The 21,631-nt window shown below is 69.0% G+C and carries 11 protein-coding genes; 9 read left to right on the plus strand and 2 right to left on the minus strand.

The window, feature by feature from the left end; translation table 11 throughout:
• Positions 1–237 precede the first annotated feature (237 nt).
• The 3 genes from F3T56_RS13125 (at position 238) to F3T56_RS13135 (ending at position 11,319) form a co-directional block, all read left to right on the plus strand.
• Complete coding sequence (locus F3T56_RS13125) at positions 238–3,915, plus strand: LamG-like jellyroll fold domain-containing protein (RefSeq protein WP_246203599.1); 3,678 nt, start codon at positions 238–240, stop codon at positions 3,913–3,915.
• 130 nt (positions 3,916–4,045) lie between these two features.
• Positions 4,046–10,909, plus strand: coding sequence for a polymorphic toxin-type HINT domain-containing protein (locus F3T56_RS13130; RefSeq protein ID WP_149825301.1), 6,864 nt, complete (start codon positions 4,046–4,048; stop codon positions 10,907–10,909).
• On the plus strand, positions 10,909–11,319 hold the full coding sequence (locus tag F3T56_RS13135) for a hypothetical protein (RefSeq protein ID WP_149825303.1): 411 nt from the start codon (positions 10,909–10,911) through the stop codon (positions 11,317–11,319). Before F3T56_RS13130 ends, F3T56_RS13135 begins: the two co-directional genes overlap by 1 nt.
• 57 nt (positions 11,320–11,376) lie before the next feature.
• On the opposite strand, the gene F3T56_RS13140 is transcribed toward F3T56_RS13135, so the two are convergent.
• On the minus strand, positions 11,377–12,561 hold the full coding sequence (locus F3T56_RS13140) for a PucR family transcriptional regulator (protein WP_246203600.1): 1,185 nt from the start codon (positions 12,559–12,561) through the stop codon (positions 11,377–11,379).
• A gap of 145 nt (positions 12,562–12,706) precedes the next feature.
• On the opposite strand from F3T56_RS13140, the gene F3T56_RS13145 reads away from it, so the two are divergent.
• The 3 genes from F3T56_RS13145 to F3T56_RS49265 all read left to right on the plus strand — a co-directional run bounded on the left by F3T56_RS13145 (position 12,707) and on the right by F3T56_RS49265 (position 15,920).
• Positions 12,707–13,633, plus strand: coding sequence for a proline dehydrogenase family protein (locus F3T56_RS13145; RefSeq protein ID WP_149825306.1), 927 nt, complete (start codon positions 12,707–12,709; stop codon positions 13,631–13,633).
• A 198-nt stretch (positions 13,634–13,831) separates the two neighbouring features.
• On the plus strand, positions 13,832–15,463 hold the full coding sequence (pruA, locus tag F3T56_RS13150; protein WP_149825308.1) for an L-glutamate gamma-semialdehyde dehydrogenase: 1,632 nt from the start codon (positions 13,832–13,834) through the stop codon (positions 15,461–15,463).
• 325 nt (positions 15,464–15,788) lie between these two features.
• Positions 15,789–15,920, plus strand: a complete 132-nt coding sequence (locus F3T56_RS49265) for a hypothetical protein (protein WP_149825310.1) — start codon at positions 15,789–15,791, stop codon at positions 15,918–15,920.
• Between the two features lie 101 nt (positions 15,921–16,021).
• On the opposite strand, the gene F3T56_RS13160 is transcribed toward F3T56_RS49265, so the two are convergent.
• The gene (locus F3T56_RS13160) at positions 16,022–17,596 is read right to left on the minus strand and encodes a purple acid phosphatase family protein (RefSeq protein ID WP_149825311.1); all 1,575 of its coding nucleotides are present in this window, start codon (positions 17,594–17,596) and stop codon (positions 16,022–16,024) included.
• A 142-nt stretch (positions 17,597–17,738) separates the two neighbouring features.
• On the opposite strand from F3T56_RS13160, the gene F3T56_RS13165 reads away from it, so the two are divergent.
• The 3 genes from F3T56_RS13165 to F3T56_RS13175 all read left to right on the plus strand — a co-directional run bounded on the left by F3T56_RS13165 (position 17,739) and on the right by F3T56_RS13175 (position 21,483).
• On the plus strand, positions 17,739–18,782 hold the full coding sequence (locus F3T56_RS13165) for a 3-isopropylmalate dehydrogenase (protein ID WP_149825313.1): 1,044 nt from the start codon (positions 17,739–17,741) through the stop codon (positions 18,780–18,782).
• Positions 18,783–19,034: 252 nt separating this feature from the next.
• Positions 19,035–20,123: a branched-chain amino acid aminotransferase gene (locus F3T56_RS13170; RefSeq protein ID WP_149825315.1), complete on the plus strand. Its 1,089-nt coding sequence runs from the start codon at positions 19,035–19,037 to the stop codon at positions 20,121–20,123.
• A 235-nt stretch (positions 20,124–20,358) separates the two neighbouring features.
• A complete protein-coding gene (locus F3T56_RS13175; protein ID WP_149825317.1) occupies positions 20,359–21,483 on the plus strand; it encodes a hypothetical protein in 1,125 nt (374 codons plus the stop codon).
• The last annotated feature ends 148 nt before the right edge of the window (positions 21,484–21,631 follow it).

Below are 21,631 nucleotides of genomic sequence, written 5' to 3' on the forward strand. Positions count from 1 at the left end.
GTCCTGGATGGCAATGCTGAGGGAAACCTGTGCAGAGGGATTTTCCGGTCAAGTTCTGTTTTTTGCGGGGCAGTTGAGACAAGTGAGCTCTTGCCCGATGCTGTGAGTAACCCTATGGTCCCCTCGGTCAAGCTGAGCGATCTTGGGGATGGGACGGGGCTTGTGAACCGGGGTGGGGCGGGGCGTGCGCTGAGCGCGTTGCTCATGTCAACCGCATTGATGTGCGGTGGGGTTCAGGTGGGAGGCACGGCCTTCGCGGCCGGTACGGACCTCCTGGACGGCGGGTCGGTCGAGGCGGCGCGGTCGTTGGCGTCGGCGGAGAAGCCGGAGCCGATGTCGAAGGCCGAGGCCTCGGCGAACGACGGGAGCTCGGAGTCCACGAAGGCGGCGCAGGACGCGCTCGCGGCGGCCGCGGCGACGGGTGCTCAGGTGGAAGTGCCCGAGCTGCGCACCGAGTACGCGACGACGTATGCGAACCCGGACGGGGTGTCCTTCACGCTGGAGGACTCCGCGGTTCCGGTGCGGGTGAAGGGCGCGGGCGGTTGGGCCACTCCCGACGCCACGCTTGAGGTGCGTTCGGACGGGTCGGTCGGGCCGAAGGCCGCGGCCGTCGACCTGTCCTTCTCCGGCGGCGGGGACGGCTCCGACCTGCTGAAGATCGCGCGCGACGGGCGTTCGCTGTCCCTGGGGTGGCCCGGTGAGTTGCCCGAGCCCGTGCTGGACGGGGATTCCGCGCTGTACAGCGAGGTCCTGCCGGGTGTGGACCTGAAGCTGACGGCGTCGGTCGAGGGCTTCCGTGAGGTGCTGATCGTCAAGTCGGCTCAGGCGGCGGCGAGCGAGGAGCTGGCCGAGGTGTCGTTCGCGCTGGACACGGCAGGCCTGGACGTCAAGGAGACCGCCGCCGGTGGGATGGAGGCGGTGGACGGCGACGGCGTGTCCGTGTTCCGGTCGCCGCAGGCGCAGATGTGGGACTCGGCGGGCAGCGCTGCACAGTCCTCGCTCAGCACGCAGTTGACGACCGCGGCGAGCGACGAGAGCGAGGAGCCCGCGGATGGCGCCTCGACGACGGACGGCTCCGACGGCCCCTCCGACGGCTCCGCCCTCGCGCTGCTCCCGATCGACGTCACCGATGACGAGCTGGCCCTCACCCCCGACCCGCAGCTGCTCCAGGACGCGGTGTTCCCCCTGTACATCGACCCCACCGTCACCTGGTCCGAGGCCGAACGCACGCTGCTGCGCAGCGACGGCTACGCCGACTACGCATGGACCAACGGTGACGACGACGAGGGCAAGGGCATGGGGTACTGCGGTACCTATGTCACCGGCGGCTACGCCTACTACTGCGGCTCGGGTTACAAACAGCGGCTGTACTTCGAGTTCTCGCCCAGCTCGCTGAAGGGCAAGCACGTGCTGGACGCGACCTTCCGGGTGACCGAGACGTGGTCGATGTCGTGCACGGCGTCATGGGTGAACCTGACGCGTACGAACGGGATCTCGTCGTCCTCCGACTGGCCGGGGCCGTCCTCGCTGGACCTCATGGTCGACCGATACGTCGCCGCCGGCCGGGGCAGCGCCTGCGACCCCTCGCAGCCGAGCGCGGAGATCGAGTTCAACGACAACGCGGAGGAGACGAACGAGAACCTCACCTCCACGGTGAAGAACTTCGCCGCCGGCAAGTTCTCCCGTCTGCCGCTGATGCTGCGCGCGACGGACGAGTCGGACCCGAACTCCTGGAAGCGGTTCAAGAACAACGCCGTGCTGTCGGTGAAGTTCGTCGGACTGCCCGCGACGCCGACCGGGATCGGCATCGTCACGGGTGACGGCACGGCCTGCGAGAAGGACTCCGGTGACCCGGCGATCGTCTCGGACCCGACGCCTTCGCTGGCGGCGACCGCGCAGACCAAGTCCGGCGGCGAGAACGACGCGAGCCTGAAAATCTACTTCGACATCGACAAGAAGGCCGGTGACGGGACGTGGTCGGACGCCGCGGCAGGCAACGGCAATCTGCGTCCGGCCGACGGGGACGGCTATGTCGGTGACGGGAAGAAGGTCACGATCGCCTGGTCCACGCTGAGCGAGGACGTGCTGTACCGGTACCGGGCATGGACCCGCTCGTACTACAACGACGGCGACAGCTGGTTGTCCGGGTCGTCGAACGCCTCCACCACCGGCTGGTGCTACTTCCAGGTGGACCCGACCCGCCCGCTGAAGCCGACGATCGCGATCACCTCTCCGTACTCGGAGTGCACCGCCAACGCGTGCGCGTCGGCGGGTGGTCCGGGCATCGCGGCGTCGTTCACGTTCACCGCGGCGGACGGGGACACGAACGTGGCCTACCAGTACAAGCTGTCCACGGACACGGCGTGGTCCTCGGAGATCAGCGGCAACAAGGTGACCGCGTCGGTGACCCCGGACACGGAAGGCACGTACCGGCTGTATGCGCGGGCCAAGGACAGCCTCGGCCGTTGGGGTGCGCAGAACCTGATCGACTTCAAGGTCTCCGACGGTGAGGCGCCGCAGGCCGAGTGGCACTTCGACGAGGCGTCCGGCTCCGCGGTGGACTCCGGTACCGGGGTGGACGCGGACGAGGACACGCTGGTGCTGTCGGCCTCCGGAGCCGCGCGGGACGGTCGCGGGCGCCGGGGCACGGATGTGGACACCGGCGTGGAGGACACCAGCCTTCTGCTGGACGGCAGTTCGGGATATGCGGCCACGGACGGGGCGGTGCTCGACACCAGCGGCACCTACACCGTGTCGGCGTGGGTGCGCCTCGACGACATCACCAAGCCGCAGGTGCTTCTCTCGCAGAGCGGTTCGCTCCACAGCCCGTTCTATGTGCTCTACAACCCCGTCTCCGGCAGGTGGGGCATGGCCACCACCAGTTCGGACACCAGCTCCGCCACCGCCTCCTATTCCTATATGGCCGCGCCCACGGCCGCGAACAGGTGGACGCATCTGGCATTCGTCCACAATGCCACCACCCAGACGATGCGGCTGATCGTCAACGGCGAGTGGTACATCGAGAAGGCGGCCGCGGGCGGCTGGAGTTCCTCGGGGAATCTGCAGGTCGGGCGTGGGCTGTTGGACGGGGTGTTCCAGTATCCCCTGGACGGCAGCGTGGATGAGGTCAAGGCGTGGCAACGAGGGCTGAGCTTCTCCGAGATCGCCCGGGAGGCCCGTGCGCTGAACCCCACCACGGGTGACCAGTACGCCGAACTGACCGCGCACTGGGACGCCGCCACGGCCGAGTCGGGTGCGACCACGCTGACGGACGCCTCCGGGTACGGGCGGGCCCTGACCGTCTCCGGCGGTGCCGGCACCGACGGTGAGGCGATCGTGCTGGACGGTACGGACGACGCGGCCTCCTCGGACGGAGTCGTGGACGACACCGGTTCGTTCACTGTGACGACTGTGGTCAGTCCCGATCTGGAGGCACTCGCCGCGAAGGGCACGGGCTACGTCGCCCAGGTCGTCGGCAAGCGGGACAAGGACGGCACGTCCAACTGGGGCGTCTTCTTCGAGGTGACCGGATCATCGACGGTCGCCGTCGAGACCAGCGACGGCGACATCGTCGAGAAGACAGTGGCGACGGGCTTCTGGCACTTCGGCCGCTACAACGACGACGGCACCTTCACCTCGCAGGTCAGCGAGGAAGCCACCACCGACAGCGGCGAGGTCCGGATCACCGGCGTCTACAACGCACAGGACGGCATCGCGGCCCTGTATCTCAACGACAACCTCCAGTACACGGCCTTGTCCTATGCGACGGACTTCAGCGCGGAGGCCCTAGCCGTGGGCAACGGTTACACCTCCGGCGCCTGGGGACACCATCTGCCGGGTGCGGTGAGCGAGGTTCGGTTGTGGGCCGGGGCGGCGTCGGACACCGACCAGATCACCTCCATGCTCGGCGAATAGGCAGACAGCCCACCAGCTGACAGCTGTCGGGCGGCGGTGATTTACCCCGCCGCCCGGCAGCCCCGCACGACTACGGCACACCCTTGATCTCTTTCACGCGACACGACGGGGCGACCACGTGAGATATGGCATGAGCACATCACTCAGATGGCGAGGTGGACTGGTTGTCGTCACCGGCGCGTTGGTGGCCTCGCTGCTGACACCGGTGGCCTTCGCCGCCGACGCGGATCCGCTGGGCCGGCTCGCGACCCAGAAGGAGCGGGTCAGCAAGGTCCGTGAGGTCACCGGCCTCGGCGCGAAGAAAGCCCGGGCGAAGGTCGCTGACAGCAAGGCCGACAACCAGGCGCAGGCCAAGCGGGCCCGTGCCGAGCAGAACGCGTCCTGGCCGAAGGCGGGCGAGGCGTCGCTGGACCTGGCCGACGGCCGGGCCAAGGCCGCGCCGGGCGGACTCCCCGTCGTACTCACCCCGGCCAAGGACACGGCTCCCTCGGCCACCGTCGAGGTGCTGTCCCGCAAGGCGGCCGAAGCGGCCGGAGTCTCCGGCGTCCTCCTGACCGTGTCCGGCAACGGCAAGGCCAAACTCTCCCTGGACTACGGTGAGTTCGCCTCCGCTTACGGTGGCGGCTGGGCGGGCCGACTCCGCCTGGTGGAGCTGCCCGCGTGTGCGCTGACCACACCGGAGAAGGCGAAGTGCCGTGAGCAGCAGCCGCTGAAGTCATCGAACGACATCACCGCCCAGGAGCTGTCGGCGACCGTCGAACTCGACGGTGGTACGGGTGTGTCCACACAGCTGATGCGCGAGGCGAGCACGGCGGAGGCGACCGTCCTCGCCGCCACCGCCACGTCGGGTCAGTCCGCGTCCGGCTCCGGCGACTACACGGCGTCCCCGCTGACGTCCTCGGCGACTTGGTCGGCGGGCAGTTCCTCGGGCTCCTTCACCTGGTCGTACGACATCGAGGTGCCGCCTGCCGCCGCCGGACCCGCACCGTCGCTGTCCCTCTCCTACGACTCGGGAAGCGTGGACGGTAAGACGGCGTCGACGAACAACCAGGCCACCCAGGTCGGCGAGGGCTTCAGCCTGACCTCGTCGTACGTCGAGCGCAGTTACGGCAGCTGTGACGAGGACGGGCACGAGGAGAAGTACGACCGCTGCTGGAAGTACGAGAACGCGTCGCTGGTGCTGAACGGCAAGTCGTCGGAGCTGGTCAAGGACGACACGTCGGGTGAGTGGCGGCTGAAGGACGACGACGCCGCCACGGTCACGCACTCCACCGACGGCGACAACGCCGACAACAACGGCGAGTACTGGACGGTCGTCACCGGTGACGGCACGAAGTACGTGTTCGGTCTGAACAAGTTGTCCGGTGCGGGGGACGAGCGCACCAACTCGGTGTGGACGGTACCGGTGTTCGGCGACGACGAGGGCGAGCCGTGTTACGACGCGACGTTCGCGTCGGCGTCCTGCACGCAGGCATGGCGCTGGAACCTGGACTATGTCGAGGACACGCACGGCAACGCGATGTCGTACTGGTACACCAAGGAGTCCAACTCCTACGCGAAGAACGGCGCTTCGACCGCCACCGCGACCTACACGCGCGGCGGCTACCTGACGAAGATCCTCTACGGCCAGCGGGCCGGCACGCTGTTCACCGCGGACGCCTCCGGCAAGGTCACGTTCGACTACAGCGAGCGCTGCACCGCCGACGACTGCTCGGAGCTGACCGACGGCACCTCCGACAACTGGCCGGATGTGCCCTTCGACGCGATCTGCGCGGCGGACGCCGACTGCGAGGAGAACCAGTCGCCGGCGTTCTTCACACGCAAGCGGCTGACCGGAATCAACACCTACTCGTGGTCGGCGTCGAGCAGCGCCTACACCGAGGTCGACTCCTGGAAGCTGACCCAGCAGTTCCTGGACGGTGGTGACATCGGCGACACCTCCGACCAGACCCTGACGCTGAAATCCCTGACCCGTACGGGCAAGAACGGCGACGACATCGCCCTCGACCCCATCACCTTCACGTACCAGATGCGGGAGAACCGGGTCGACGCCACCGACGACATCCTGCCGCTGACCCGTCCCCGGATCGAGACGGTCACCTCGGAGACCGGTGCGATCACGACGGTGACGGTCTCGGAGCCGGAGTGTGTGCGCGGCTCCCACATGCCGGCCGCGGAGGACGACAACAGCCTCTCCTGCTATCCGCAGTACTGGAACATCAACGGCGCCGCGGAGGCGTCGGTCGACTGGTTCCACAAGTACCGGGTCACCGCGGTGTCGACGGCGGACCCGACGGGCCAGAACGAGGCGGTCTACAACTCGTACACGTACTCCGGCCCCGGCTGGCACTACAACGACGACCCGCTCACCCCCTCCGACGAGCGGACCTGGTCGCAGTGGCGCGGATACCGCAAGGTGACGGCATACACGGGCAGTTCGGACCTGACTCAGTCCAAGACCGTGTCCCTCTACCTCCAGGGCATGGACGGCGACAAGACCTCCTCGGGGACCCGCTCGGTGACCGAGGAAGGCCTGGAGCTCACCGGACTCACGGTCGCCGACATCACCGACTCCGACCCGTACTCCGGCTTCCTGCGGGAGCAGATCACCTATGACGGCTCGACGCCTGTCTCGGTGACGGTGAACACCCCGTGGAAATCCAAGACCGCGACTCAGCACAAAAGTTACGCGGACACCGAGGCGTACTACGTCCGCACGGAGAAGACCTCCACGCACACCTATCTGACGGGCACGTCGAGTTGGCGTACGTCCTCCACGGAGACGGTGTACGACGACTACGGCATGGCGGTCACCGTCCAGGACAACGGCGACGAGGCCGTCGACGACGACCAGACCTGCGCCCGCACCTGGTATGCGCGCAATGACACGCTCGGCATCAACTCCCTTGTCTCCCGCAGCCGTACGGTCGGCCGGGTCTGCTCGGCGGCGGAGACGGACCTGTCCCTGCCCACGAACAGCGAGACCCGCGGGGACGTGCTGTCCGACGCGGCGACGGTCTACGACAACACCTCCGCCACGGCCTGGACCGCATCCCAGTCGCCGACCAAGGGTGAGGTGACCTGGACGGGACGGCCCACGGCCTACCCTGCGTCGGCCACCAACGGCGAACGACAACCCACGAGTTGGCAGACCACGGCGAAGTCGACGTACGACACCCTCGGCCGGGTGCTGACGGGCACCGACTCGGCGGGCAACACGGCGAGCACCACCTACACCCCCACCGCGGCAGGCCCGTTGACCCGCACCAAGGTCACCAACGCGGCCGGCCAGTCGATGTACACCTACGCCGACCCGGCCACCGGCAACCCGGTCAAGATCTACGACGTCAACCTGAAGAAGACCGATCTCACCTACGACGCGCTGGGCCGTCTGACCGGGGTGTGGCTGCCCAACCGCTCCAAGGACGCGGGCCAGAGCGCCAACACCACGTTCGCGTACTCGGTCACCAACGACGCCGCGTCCTGGACGTCGACCTCCACCCTGAAGGCGGACGGCAGCTCGTACGACACGACGTACACGATCTACGACGCACTGCTGCGCCGGCTCCAGGTCCAGTCCCCGGCGGCGACCGACGGTCGCCTGCTCACCGACACCCGCTACGACACCCGCGGCCTGGTGTACGAGACGCACGCGGACATCTACGACACCACCAGCGAGCCCAACTCCACCTACACACGGGCCGAGTACGGCGAGTCGCCCAGCCAGACCGAGACGGTCTACGACGGCGCCGGACGGGCGACCAAGTCCACGTTCCTGATCGGCGGCGTGGCGCAGTGGTCCAGTACGATGTCCTACACCGGTGACTCGACGGCCACCTCCGCAGTGGAGGGCGGCTCGGCGACCCGGGTCTTGACCGACGCCCAGGGCAGGACTACCGAGCGCCGCGAGTACGCGGGCACCTCGCCGTCGGGCAGCACGTACACGTCCACGGGCTACACCTACACGCGCGACGGACTGAAGAAGACGGTCACCGGTCCGGACGGCGAGCAATGGTCGTACGGCTATGACCTGTTCGGCCGCCAGACCTCCGCGACCGACCCCGACACCGGCACCACCGCCACCGCGTACACGGCACTCGACAAGGCCGAAACCGTCACCGACGCGCGCGGCAAGAAGCTGCTGTACGGGTACGACGCCATCGGCCGTACCACCGGCGTGTGGGAGACGTCGAAGACGGACGCCAACAAGCTGATCGCATACGCCTACGACGGCCTGGCCAAGGGCCAGTTGGACTCCACCACCCGCTACGTGGGCGGCACGGGTGGTGACGCCTACACCGACGCGGTCGTCTCCTACGACAGCCTGTACCAGGTCACGGAGTCGTCGTTCACCCTGCCGTCCGACGACCCGCTGGTCGTCTCCGGCGCGGTCCCGTCCGCCACGCTGACCTTCAAGACGGACTACAACGTCGACGGCACGGTCGCCTCCTCGTACGAGCCGGCCGCGGGCGGTCTGGACGACGAGTGGGTCTCCACCACCTACGGCGACGCCGGCCTGCCGGAGACGGTCTCCGGTGCTTCGGGCTACCTGCTCGGGGCGTCGTACTCGGCGCGCGGCGAGGTCGAGCAGCTCACGCTCGGCGCGTCCGCGGCGGCGGGCACCCCGAAGGCATACGTCAACAACACCTGGGAGGAGGGCACCAACCGCCTCACCGAGTCGCACGTCACGACCACCACGCACCCCTACATGCTGCAGGACCTGAAGTACGGCTACGACGACGCCGGCAACGTCCTGTCCATCGCCGACCCGACCACCCTGGGCGGCACGAGCGAGACCGACAACCAGTGCTTCGCCTACGACGGTTACCGCCGTCTGACCGAGGCATGGACCCCGGCCACCGCCGACTGCTCCACCTCGGGCCGCACCACGGCCAACCTCGACGGGGCGTCCCCGTACTGGACGTCGTACACCTACAACGACGCGGGCTTGCGCACCACCGAGACCGACCGCACGACGAGCGGCACGACCACCCGGACGTACTGTTACGACGCCAACCGTCTCCACGCCCTGAAGGCGACCACGACGAGCGGCAACTGCCTCACCGCGGCGGAGCAGTACACCTACAACGACATCGGCGCCACCGAAACCCGCCCCGACGGAACCGCCACCCAATCCCTGACCTGGAACAGCGAGGGCAAGCCGGCCACGCTCACCGAGACCGGCACGGACGCCGCCGACGGCACCACGGAGTACGTGTACGACGCCGACGGCACCCTGCTGATCCGCCGCAACACCCAGGGCGAGAGCGTCCTGTACCTCGGCGCCACGGAGGTTCACCACAACGCGGCGACCGGCGACATCTGGGGACAGCGCTCCTACACGGCGAGCGGCTCACCGATCGCCGTCCGCAGCAACGAGTCGGGCACCGAGACCCTGTCGTTCCTGGCCGGTGATGCCCACGGAACGTCCACCTTGGCGGTCTCCTCCACCGATCTGGCCGTCACCAAGCGGTACTTCACGCCCTTCGGCGAGACCCGCGACGGCGGCACGGGAACGTGGCCGGACGACAAGGCCTTCCTCGGCATGACCGCCGACGAGAGCACCGGTCTCACCCACGTCGGCGCCCGCGAGTACGACCCCTCCCTCGGCCGCTTCATCAGCGTCGACCCACTCCTCGAACTCGAGAAGCACCAGTCACTCAACGGCTACGGTTATAGCGAGAACAACCCCGTCACGCTGGCCGACCCGTCCGGGCTCGGCACCCCCGAGTGCATGAGCGGGGTCATCACCGGCTGCACCAACGGCGTTCCCGACAGCGACTCGGTGTACCACCCCGAGCGGGAGCGCACGGGCACGGTCTCGCTGAACGACGCGTCGACGGCCGCCTACTACAACACCGTCGCCGCGGTCGAGGAAGGGCTCCCGTACGTCCGGAACCCCGCCACGGTCAGCAAGGACGAGTTCCACAAGGCGATGGTGAAGTACCAGGGGAGCTACGACGGGGCCGTCCACGACTCGATGTGGATGATGTGGCTCTACGGCTACGACGAGGAGGTCATCGACAACTTCGGTCCCTGCCTGATCCTCGACTGCTCCGGGGCGGTCACCACGGAGGACGTCCGGAACCTCCCGCTGAACCGGGAGAGCTTCCTGGAGATGTTCGGCCGGGCGTACGCCGAGGGACTCGGCTCCCGCATGGGGGTCGGGCAGGGCTCGAAGGGTGGCAAGGGAGCCAAGGGCGGCTGCAAGTGCTTCCTGGCCGGAACCGATGTCCTGCTCGCCGACGGCACCACCAAGGACATCGAGGACGTCGAACTCGGCGACGAGGTCCAGGCGTTGGACCCGGAGACCGGAGAGGCCGGCCCGCGTGAGGTCGTCCGCCTGATCGTCACCGAGGACGACAAGTTCTTCAACGAACTCTCCATCGCCACGGAAGACGGCATCGAGCAGCTCACCGCCACGCACGAGCACCCCTTCTGGTCGCCCTCCGCGGGCGCCTGGATCGACGCGGGCCGCCTTGCCACCGGTATGACCCTGCTCACCGACGACGGCGACACCGTCGTCGTCACCGGCAACCAGGCCTTCACCCGGCACGCGACCACCTACAACCTCACGGTCGACGACCTGCACACCTACTATGTGCTGGCCGGGGAGACCCCCGTTCTCGTCCACAACTCGAGCTGCGTCCCGCTCCCGGACTTCAACTCCAGCTTTTCCGCCGTGCGGCACTACTCGAAGCATGTGCTGGGCGTGAAGGGCGGAAAGAAGGGCAAGCTCAGCGCCGTCCCCGGAGGCGGGAACATGCCCGAGTTCAGAGGACCCGGCGGGTATGCGCGATACCGGGAGGCTGCCCGGAGCTTCATGTCCGGTGCCGGTCCGAAGGGATCGATCTCCCTCCCCAGCACGAGTGGTGGAATGTTCCGGGTCGACCCGAAGACCGGATACTTCGGATACATGAACTCGTCCGGCACGATCTCCACCTTCTACCGCCCCAAGGGCGATCCGGTCGACTACTTCTGGAGCCAGTTCTAGTGAGCACCACCCGCCGGTTCGTGGAACGGATCCAGCAGATCGCCCTGGCCCGTGGATGGCGTGACCCGGTTCTTCCCGGAAGCCTCCTCAGTGCCTGGGAACTCATGGTCGACGAGTGCGCGACCGGGTACGAGTCCGATCTCTCCGAGTACCTGAACGACCTGTCGGTGCGCGGGCTTCTCCAGCACGTCCTCGACGACCCGGACATCCAGGCGTGCGACGAGTACGCCTGGTTCGCGGCGGAGGTCCAGCGCATCGACGGCGGATTCCGGGACGTCCTTCACGACGGCCCGGTAGTCCGGCCCGGCGACTCGTACTGGTGGAGCAGAAAGGTGCCGTCGTTCGGACAGCGGGAATTCGTGGACGACGTCCGTGAGCGGTACTCGGTCGAACTCAGGGAGGTCGAGTAGGGGCATGGGGACCCGGGGCCCCGGGCCGTTCGACACAAGTTCTGTCTTGGCCCTCGACTAGAGCCGTGCCCCCTTCAACGCCATGTGCAGCAGCAGCCGGTCCTCCCCGTCGTCCAGGTCGAGCCCGGTGAGCTTCTCGACGCGGGAGAGGCGGTAGTAGAGGGTCTGGCGGTGGATGCCCAACTCGGCCGCCGTGCGCCCGGCCTGGCCCGCGCAGTCGAGGAACACCTCGGCGGTGTGGGCGAGTTCGCGGTGAGCGGGGGAGAGCAGGGTACGTACGGCAGGGTCCTGGGGAGCCTCCGGCGGCAGGGCGGTCAGCAGGCGGTAGGGGCCGATGGAGCGCCACTCGGCGACCGGGCCGAGGCGCGGCTCCGCCAGTACGGCACGGGCCGCCGCCGACGCCTCCCGCCAGGCGGTGCCAAGGTCGGAGAGGCCGGTGCGAGGGCCCGCGACGCCGGCCGCCGCGTGCGCGCCCGCCCGCTCCAGCAGCCGGGCGGCGGCCGCGAGCGCCGGGGCCGGTACGTCCGCCGAGCGCAGCCGTACCAGCAGGGCGAGGGTCTGCCCGGCCGCGCTCCACGGCACCGTGCACAGCGCCGTCGCCCCCGGCACCGTACGGAACGAGGGCGCGTCTTCAGGGTGGGTGGACGGCCACGGGGCCACGCACACCACCGTGTGGACGCCGTCCCCGCGTGGGCCGAGGGCCGTGCGCAGCTCCGCCACCGCCATGTCCCGCTCCCAGCCGCGCTCGGCGGTGAGGACCGCGCGCAGCTCCCGGGTGAGGTCGGCGCCCGCCTGTGCCTCGTCCGCGAGGAGGGCACCGATGCGGGAGGCGACCGTCATGGCGGCGGACAGCTGCGCGTCGGTGGGGCCGGGATCGCCGTCCAGGAGCCAGACGTAACCGAGGGCGACCCCCCGATGACGTACGGGGAGGCAGATGCGGCCGCGCAGCACCCCGGCCGCCGGAGTCGGCGGAATGCGGACCGGGCCGGTCGCCCGCGTGATGCCGAACCCCTCGAACCACTCCCGCACCGCCGTCGTCGAGCGGCGGGTCAGGATCGAACGGGCGCGGACCGGGTCGAGGGCCGACGGATCGAGGGCGCCCTCACTGTCGTACGCGCCGAAGACGATCAGCTCGAAGTCGCGGTTCTCCAGGGTCGCCGGGGCTCCGAGCAGACCGGAGATCTCGTCGACGAGCTCCTGGTAGTCACCCGTGCTCTTGAAAGGGCCGGCTTCGGACGTCACCCGGGCATTCTCCCTCAATTCCCCAACTCTTCATACACCTGTCTGAGATCTGCGGCACGGATGCGTGACAGCTGTCGATGGCCGACGATCGGAGGGATCCTTAGGTTTCACGGTGGTTCTATCTGCTGGTTTGTGGAGGTGCCCCGTGCTGGGTCCCGTGATTCTCGCCGCGTCGCGCAGCGACCGGATGCGACGCCTGATCTCGGCGGCGCCCGTGACCAAGCAGGTCGTCGACCGCTTCATCCCCGGCGAGACCGTCGACGACATCGTTCCCGTCGTCAGGGACCTCACCGACCGGGGCCTGGAAGTCACGCTGGACGTCGTCGGCGAGGACATCACCCGCCCCGACCAGGCCGGCGCCGCCCGCGACGCCTACCTGGAACTCATCGACCGCCTGAAGGAGCTGGAGCTCGGCGAGCGCGCCGAGGTGTCGGTGAAACTGTCCCTCTTCGGGCAGGCGCTGCCGGGCGGCCACGAGCTGGCCTTCGCCAATGTCCGCCCGGTCGTCGAGGCCGCCGCCGCGATCGGTACGACGGTCACCCTCGACGCGGAGGACCACACCACGCTCGACTCGATGTTCGCCATCCACGACGAACTGCGCCGCGACTTCCCGCAGACCGGCTGCGTCATCCAGGCCTACCTCTTCCGCACCGAGGCCGACGCCCGCCGCCTCGCCGCGAACGGCAGCCGCGTACGGCTGGTCAAGGGCGCCTACAAGGAGCCCGCCTCCGTCGCCTTCCAGCAGAAGACCGAGATCGACAGGGCGTACGTACGCGTCCTGAGGATCCTCATGGAGGGCGAGGGGTACCCGATGATCGGGTCCCACGACCCGCGCCTCATCTCCATCGCGCAGGAACTCGCCCGCCGCGCCCAGCGCAAGCTCGACGAGTACGAGTTCCAGATGCTGTACGGCATCCGCGGCGAGGAGCATCTGCGCCTCGCCGCCGAGGGACACCGCATGCGGGTCTACACGGCGTACGGCACGGACTGGTACGGCTATTTCATGCGGCGCTTGGCGGAGAAACCGGCCAATCTCCGCTTCTTCGTCCGCTCGATGGTCAGCAAGGGGTGATGCGCTGGATGAGCGGCGGCTGAGCCGGACCCGGTTCCGTGGAAAGGAGTTACGGAACCCGTGACTCCGCCCCGAGGGGCTTCTCACGAGCCCGCCTCGGCGAGTTCGTGACGGTTAAGCCCTGACCGCTGCTCACCATACGCAACGGCTTCGGCTCCCTCCGGCTGAAGCCCGGGAATCACTCGGAAGAGGTAACCCATGGACGCTGTGACCCAGGTCCCCACCCCCGTCAACGAGCCGGTGCTCGGCTACGCCCCTGGCTCGCCCGAGCGGGCTCGGCTGGAGGCCAAGCTGAAGGAGCTGGCCGAGAACCCGGTCGACCTGCCGATGACGATCGGCGGCGAGAAGCGGATGGGCGGCGGCGAGCGGTTCGACGTCGTACAGCCGCACAACCACAAGGCCCGCCTCGGCACCTACGCCAACGCCACCCAGCAGGACGCCCGGGACGCCATCGACGCGGCCCTCGCCGCCGCGCCCGCCTGGCGCGCGATGTCCTTCGACGACCGCGCCGCGATCATCCTGCGCGCCGCCGAACTGCTCTCCGGCCCCTGGCGCGAGACGCTGGCGGCCTCGACGATGCTCGGCCAGTCCAAGACCATCCAGCAGGCCGAGATCGACACCCCCTGCGAGCTGATCGACTTCTGGCGCTTCAACGTCAAGTACGCCCGTGACCTGCTCGCCGAGCAGCCCCCGGCCAACTCCCCGGGCGTCTGGAACCGCCTCGACCACCGCCCGCTGGAGGGCTTCGTCTACGCGATCACCCCCTTCAACTTCTCGGCGATCGCGGGCAACCTGCCCACCGCCCCCGCGCTCATGGGCAACGTGGTGGTCTGGAAGCCGTCCCCGACCCAGACCCACGCCGCCGTCCTGCTCATGCGGCTGCTGGAGGAGGCGGGCCTGCCCAAGGGCGTCATCAACCTCGTCACCGGGGACGGCATCGAGGTCTCCAAGGTGGCTCTCGAACACCGCGACCTCGCCGGCATCCACTTCACCGGCTCGACCAGGACCTTCCAGTACCTGTGGAAGACGGTCGGCGCGAACATCGAGAAGTACCGCTCGTACCCGCGCCTCGTCGGCGAGACCGGCGGCAAGGACTTCGTGGTCGCCCACCCGTCCGCCGACCGCGCCATCCTGAAGACGGCCCTGACCCGGGGCGCCTTCGAGTACCAGGGGCAGAAGTGCAGCGCGACCTCGCGTGCCTACATCCCCACCTCGATCTGGAACTCCGGCTTCAAGGAGGAGTTCGCGGCCGAGGTCGACGGCATCACCATGGGCGACGTCACCGACCTGTCGAACTTCGTCGGCGCGGTCATCGACGAGCGCGCCTTCGCCAAGAACAAGGCCGCCATCGACCACGCCAAGTCCGACCCGGCCTGCACGATCGTCGCGGGCGGCACCTACGACGACTCGGTCGGCTACTTCGTCCGCCCGACGGTCGTCGAGTGCACGGACCCGGAGAACGAGGTCTTCACCACGGAGTACTTCGGCCCGTTCCTCGCGGTGCACGTCTACGAGGACGAGGCGTACGACGAGATGCTGACCCAGATGGAGTCGGTGTCGGACTACGCCCTGACGGGCGCCGTCATCGCGGGCGACCGCGCGGCCGCCGCCCACACGATGAACAAGCTCCGCTACGCGGCCGGCAACTTCTACATCAACGACAAGTCGACGGGTGCCGTGGTCGGCCAGCAGCCGTTCGGCGGCGGCCGCTCCTCCGGCACGAACGACAAGGCGGGAGCCCCGCAGAACCTGATGCGCTGGACCCTGACCCGCGCGATCAAGGAAACCCTGGTGGCGCCGACGGACTACACGTACCCGCACATGGGCTGAACCGCCCGGCGACCGACGCCGCGCCCGGCACCTCCACCACGGAGGGGCCGGGCGCGACCGCGTTCCCGAGGATGAAAAGCGCAGGTCAGCGGCGTGTGACCCAATCCACCGTCTCAGATAGTAGGAAGTCCGACTAATTGTGGAGACAGATGCTCCGGACTCGCTTAGCTTTGTAGGAGCCGAACGTCTCGCTCGACCAAGCGAATGGCGGTCGTGAGCCGGAGCCCGAGGCAGGCAACCCCTGCGGCCCCGCTCCCCGCCCCATCCGGCGTCTCGCAACCCCCCGTTTCCGTACTCCGGATTGCCTCGAAGGAGTCGATTCCCCATGGCCGAGACGACCGTCCGCCGCCGAGTCCGTCACGCTTCCCCGACGAGCGAGTCCGACCGCAGGAACGCCGCCGCCGCCCTCCAGCGCGCCCTCGACCGCAGGGACAACGGAGGCTCCACCGGGCACTGAGTGCCCCCACCAGCCGGGAGCCGCACCCTCCCCCACTCTCGACTTCGCTCGAGCGGGGGGACCCCCATGGGGTGCGGTGCGGCCGTGAGTACGCTGAGGACTTACGCGCCGCGCCGCACCTCGAAATGGTCGATGCGCTCGCCGTTGTGCGCCAGCGCCGACACCAACAGGGCGGGCCTGGAGCCGCTCTCCGCCTCCACTTTGAGGAAGGAGAAGCCGCGGTAGCGCACGCGCGACCACTCCACGGTCTCCCCGTCGGAGGCGCGCTGCTTGGTCCACTGAAAGGTGTCGACGGTGTCGTGGCGCGTGACGTGCCCCTCGTAGCTCTCGTCGACGCCCGACGGGAAGCCGTACAGATCCTTGCCACCGCCGCCCGCCGTGACGTACACGATGCCGTCCCGCGCCGGGTCGGTCGACGCGCCGATCGGCACCGCCCTGCCGACCTCGCCGTCCTTGATGGCGTCCGTGCGCTCGTACACGTGGTTGTGGCCGTTGATCACCAGGTCCACCTGGTGTCGGGCGAACACCGGCACCCACTCGGCCCGCACACCGCCGTCGGAGGCGTGCGCCGACGTCGAGTACGCGCAGTGGTGGAAGTAGACGACGACGAAGTCGACGTCCTTCGACCTGCGCAGCTCCGCCAGCTTCTCGTCCAGCCACTTCGTCTGCAGGCCGCCGGTGTAGCCGTAGTTGGCGGGGATCTCGTACGACACGTCGTTCGCGTCCAGCGCGACGATGGCGACGTTTCCGTACGTGAACGAGTACACGCCCGGAGCCGAGCGCGGGTCGAAGCCGTTGTCCGGGAGGGACCAGCGGGCGAGCTGGCCGCCGTAGCCGTCCGGTGAGTACCAGGCCTCCATGTCGTGGTTGCCGGTCGTCACCATCCAGGGCACGGACTTGGTGACCGTCTCGTTCTGCTTGAGGAACAGGTCCCAGAAAGCGGGGTCGTAGCCGTCCTGCTCCACGCCCTTGCCGTTCACGTTCGCGTAGCAGATGTCGCCCGCGTGGAGGTGGAAGGCGGGCTTCTGAAGGAGGATGACGTTGTCGTTGGCGGCCGCGGCCTTGCCGACACCCTGGTCGCCGAACGCCGTGAACACGAACTTCTCCGGGCTCGCCGGCGCCGTACGGAACGACTCGATCGTCGACCTGCGCCCCGGCGAGGCCGGGTCGAAACCCTCGTGGCCGACGCCGTAGTAGTACGTCGTACCGGGGAGCAGGCCGTCCAGGGCCGCGTGCAGGTAGTACTGGTCCAGTGCGAGGCGCACGCCCTGGACACCCGGCGTGTGCAGGTCGCGTATCTCGGCCTCGATCTTCCGGCTCAGGTCGTCGGGCTTCAGGCCGATCCGGACGTACGGCTTCTTCACCGCGACCGGCACCTGCCAGGAGATCCGCATCCGCGTCTTCGGGTCGGTGCCGAAGGCGAGATGGCGGCCGAAGGGGGTGACGAGCGCGCCCGGCGCCTTGGAGGTGGCGGGCGACGGGGCCGAGGTCGTGGCGCTCGGCGAGCCCGACGATCGGGAGCCGCCGCAGCCGGTCAGCAGTCCGCCCGCCGCCACCGCGCCCGCCGTCACCAGCGTGCGACGCCGCGTCAGCTTCGTACGCAGGTACTCGTGCTGCTCGGCCATGCTCATCCGGCGCGCGAGCTGCGGCGGAATGCCGAAGTCGGGAATGTCCATGGGAGGCAACTTCCCAGCGAATGCCAACGCCCGCTACACATACGGGTGAACGCGGGGCGACTTGTGGAAGTTGTCACTCGCCCGGGTGTCCGTATCCCGGACGCCGTGTGTCATCCCGTGGGACCAGGAGTACGGTGCCGTCATGTCTCGCAGCCTCAATCTCGCAGTGATCCCCGGTGACGGCATCGGTCAGGAAGTCGTGGCCCAGGGACTCAAGGTCCTCTCCGCCGTCCTTCCGCAGGATGTGAAGCTGGAGACCAAGGAGTACGACTTCGGCGCCAAGCGCTACCACGCCACCGGTGAGACCCTCACCGAGGCGGACCTGGAGTCGCTCAGGCAGCACGACGCGATCCTGCTCGGCGCGATCGGCGACCCGAGCGTGCCGTCCGGCGTCCTGGAGCGCGGCTTCCTGCTGAAGCTCCGCTTCGCCTTCGACCACCACGTCAACCTGCGTCCGTCGAAGCTGCTCCCGGGTGTCGAGACTCCCCTGAAGGGCCAGCCGGCCATCGACTTCGTCGTGGTCCGCGAGGGCACCGAGGGCCCGTACACCGGCAACGGCGGCACGATCCGCAAGGGCACCGAGCACGAGGTCGCCACCGAGGTCTCCGTGAACACGGCCTTCGGTGTCGAGCGCGTGGTCCGCGACGCGTTCGCCCGCGCCCAGGCCCGCCCCCGCAAGAAGCTCGCGCTGATCCACAAGAACAACGTGCTGACCTTCGCGGGCCACCTGTGGACCAACATCTTCAACAAGGTGGCCGCGGAGTTCCCCGAGGTCACCACCGAGTACATGCACGTGGACGCGGCGACCATCTACCTGGTCACGCAGCCCGAGCGCTTCGACGTGATCGTCACCGACAACCTCTTCGGCGACATCATCACCGACCTCGCCGCGGCCGTCTCCGGCGGCATCGGCGTCGCCGCGAGCGGGAACATCAACCCGTCCGGCGAGTTCCCCTCGATGTTCGAGCCTGTGCATGGCTCGGCGCCCGACATCGCCGGCCAGGGCAAGGCCGACCCCTCCGCCACGGTCCTGTCCGTCGCCCTCCTCCTGCGCCACCTCGGCTACGAGGCCGAGGCCACGCGCATCGAGGACGCCGTCTCCGCCGACCTCGCGGAGCGCGTCGGCAAGCCCGGCCGCAGCACGGACGAGATCGGCGACGCGCTCGCCGTACGAGTAGCCGGCTGATCCCGCCGCGCCACTCGAAACCTTCGAAGCCGTCGGGTCCCTCTGGCACCCGGCGGCTTCCCCATGCCCCCGCCGGGTGTCACCATCAATCCTCCGGGTCGCATTCACGCCGTTTTCTTCCAGCAGCCCCGCTTGCGATAATCGAACGCGGAGCCGCCGAATGAGGGAATGCTCGGACGTCCTAGCACCGGCCACTGGCCGTACGGATGTGAGCGCGGCCCGTCACACACAACCGGTGAAGGACAACCACTCATGACGACGCCCACGATCGAGCTCAAGCCCTCGGCCTCGCCACTCTCCGACGCGGAGCGCACGGCGATCCTGGCCGATCCAGGATTCGGCCGCCACTTCACCGACCACATGGTCGTCATCAAGTGGACCGAGGGCCGTGGCTGGCACGACGGCCAGCTCGTTCCGTACGCGCCGATCTCCCTGGACCCGGCCACGATGGTCCTGCACTACGCGCAGGAGATCTTCGAGGGGCTGAAGGCCTACCGCCAGCCCGACGGGTCCGTCGCCACCTTCCGTCCGGAGAAGAACGCGGCGCGCTTCCAGGCCTCCGCGCGCCGGCTCGGTATGCCGGAGCTGCCGGTCGAGACGTTCATCGAGGCGTGTGACGTGCTGGTGAAGCAGGACCAGGCCTGGGTCCCGGCGCACGGCGGCGAGGAGTCCCTCTACCTGCGCCCCTTCATGATCGCCACCGAGGTCGGCCTCGGCGTCAAGCCGGCCAACGAGTACCTCTTCATGGTCATCGCCTCCCCGGCCGGCGCCTACTTCCCCGGCGGCGTCAAGCCCGTCTCCATCTGGGTCTCCGAGGACCACGTCCGCGCCGTCCCCGGCGGCATGGGCGACGCCAAGACCGGCGGCAACTACGCCGCGTCCCTCCTCGCCCAGGCCGAGGCCGCCGCCGAGGGCTGCGCCCAGGTCTGCTACCTCGACGCGGTCGAGCGCACCTGGGTCGAGGAACTCGGCGGCATGAACCTGTACTTCGTGTACGGCGACCGCATCGTCACCCCCTCCCTCACAGGCTCGATCCTGGAGGGCGTGACGCGCGACTCGCTGCTCACGGTCGCCCGCGACCTCGGCTACACCGCCGAGGAGGGCCGTATCTCCATCGACCAGTGGCAGACCGACTCCGAGAACGGCACCCTCACCGAGGTCTTCGCCTGCGGCACGGCCGCCGTCATCACCCCCGTCGGCACGGTCAAGCGCACCGGCGCCCAGTGGCACCAGTCCGGCGGCGAACCCGGCCCCGTCACCCTCGAACTCCGCGACGCCCTCCTGAACATCCAGCGCGGCACGGCCGAGGACACCCACGGCTGGATGCACGAACTGGGCTGACCACGTCGCCGTTGCCTGGTCCCTGATTCCCTGGAGCCCGCCCCGGACGATTCCATCCGGGGCGGGCTTCGGCAGTTCCCGGACGAGTCCCTGGGGTGAACGCGGCGCGCGGACACGTGATCAGCCGCCCGGGTTGTACGTTATCGAACGCATTGACCCGGGGTGGTTGATGCGCTTGTATCCCGGTGTGCCCTCGGCGAAGGGCTGGGGGGAAGACGAGGTTTCGGGGGGAACCATGTCCCATGCGCCACGATTAGTCGCACACCGCCGTACCGCCTGGGGCGCGGCCCTGGCCGCCGCGCTCACCCTGACCGCCGCCCTGCCCACCGCGTCCGCGCACGCCCCCGGCGTGCAGCGGATCAGCACGGCCACCGGCGGCGGCCAGCTCCCGAGCGCCTCGACCGGCGCCCGGATCACCCCGGGCGGCCGGTACGCGGTCTTCGTCACGGCCGACCCCGCCGGCGGAGACGAGCGCCGTATCCACATCAAGGACCTGCGCACCGGCACCCTGACCCCCGTACCCGAGGACATGCGGTACACCGGCGGCGCGGTGATCAGCGCCGACGGGCGCCGGATCGCGTACCACAACGGCAACCGCTTCCCGCACCCGTACGTCTACGACCGCACGACCGGCGAGACACAGGAACTGTGGCCCGCGCAGGAGCCGGACGACACCTCCTACGAACTGGGCACCGTGGGCGCGATCAGCGCCGACGGCCGGTACGTGGCCTACGTGATCGGCAACCGCCACGGCAACCAGGGCTCCCGCGTGCTGTACGTCCGCGACCTGGCCACCGGCACCGACGATCAGATCACCTCGCTGCCGCCCGAGGGCATGATCGGCCAGGTCCGGCTGAGCGCCGACGGCCGCACGGTCGCGTACGACGTGACCGTGCTCACCGGCTCGGCCTCCGGCGCCCTCGGCCGCGTCTACGTCAAGGACCGGCGGACGGGCACCACCCACCGCGTGGACCCCGGCCCCGAGGCCCGGTCCGTCCTCGCCGCCCTCTCCGCCGACGGCCGCCGGGTCATCCTCACGACGACGGCCCCGTCGAACGGCCCGACCCAGCCATACGTCCACGACCTGCGCACCGGCCGCACCGAACCGGCCGGCCCCGAGGGCAGCACGGCAGTCGCCGCCGACCCTCGCGGCCGCCACGTCCTCCTCGCCCGGGACGGCGCACTGACCCTCCTCGATCTGCGCACCGGCGCGAACCGGCCCGTGACCACGGCCGGCACCGCGCTCCCGGGCGCGGTCACCCGTCACGGCCGCGCCGTGGTCTTCACCTCCACGGCTGACGACCTGGTCGCGGACGACACCAACGGGGTGGCGGACGTGTTCATCCACCGCGGTCACTGACCACCGACGTCTTCGTACGCCACCTGCTTACATCCGCCTATAGGAACGCGAACCGTTCGCATCCTGAGACGGACGGTGAGCACGGGGGCCAGGTGTGCCAGACTGCCTCCGTGCTCTCGTTCGCCATGATTATTGGCAGCAGGCGCGC

Source organism: Streptomyces tailanensis (assembly GCF_008386495.1).
Classification (GTDB): Bacteria; Actinomycetota; Actinomycetes; order Streptomycetales; family Streptomycetaceae; genus Streptomyces; species Streptomyces tailanensis.

Excerpts from the sequence above, each read along its gene's own strand:
- F3T56_RS13175 (WP_149825317.1), top strand. The coding sequence starts at position 20,359 with ATGTCCCATGCGCCACGATTAGTCGCACACCGCCGTACCGCCTGGGGC.
- F3T56_RS13165 (WP_149825313.1), top strand. The coding sequence starts at position 17,739 with ATGTCTCGCAGCCTCAATCTCGCAGTGATCCCCGGTGACGGCATCGGT.
- F3T56_RS13160 (WP_149825311.1), bottom strand. The coding sequence starts at position 17,596 with ATGGACATTCCCGACTTCGGCATTCCGCCGCAGCTCGCGCGCCGGATG.
- F3T56_RS13170 (WP_149825315.1), top strand. The coding sequence starts at position 19,035 with ATGACGACGCCCACGATCGAGCTCAAGCCCTCGGCCTCGCCACTCTCC.
- pruA (WP_149825308.1), top strand. The coding sequence starts at position 13,832 with ATGGACGCTGTGACCCAGGTCCCCACCCCCGTCAACGAGCCGGTGCTC.
- F3T56_RS49265 (WP_149825310.1), top strand. The coding sequence starts at position 15,789 with ATGGCCGAGACGACCGTCCGCCGCCGAGTCCGTCACGCTTCCCCGACG.
- F3T56_RS13130 (WP_149825301.1), top strand. The coding sequence starts at position 4,046 with ATGAGCACATCACTCAGATGGCGAGGTGGACTGGTTGTCGTCACCGGC.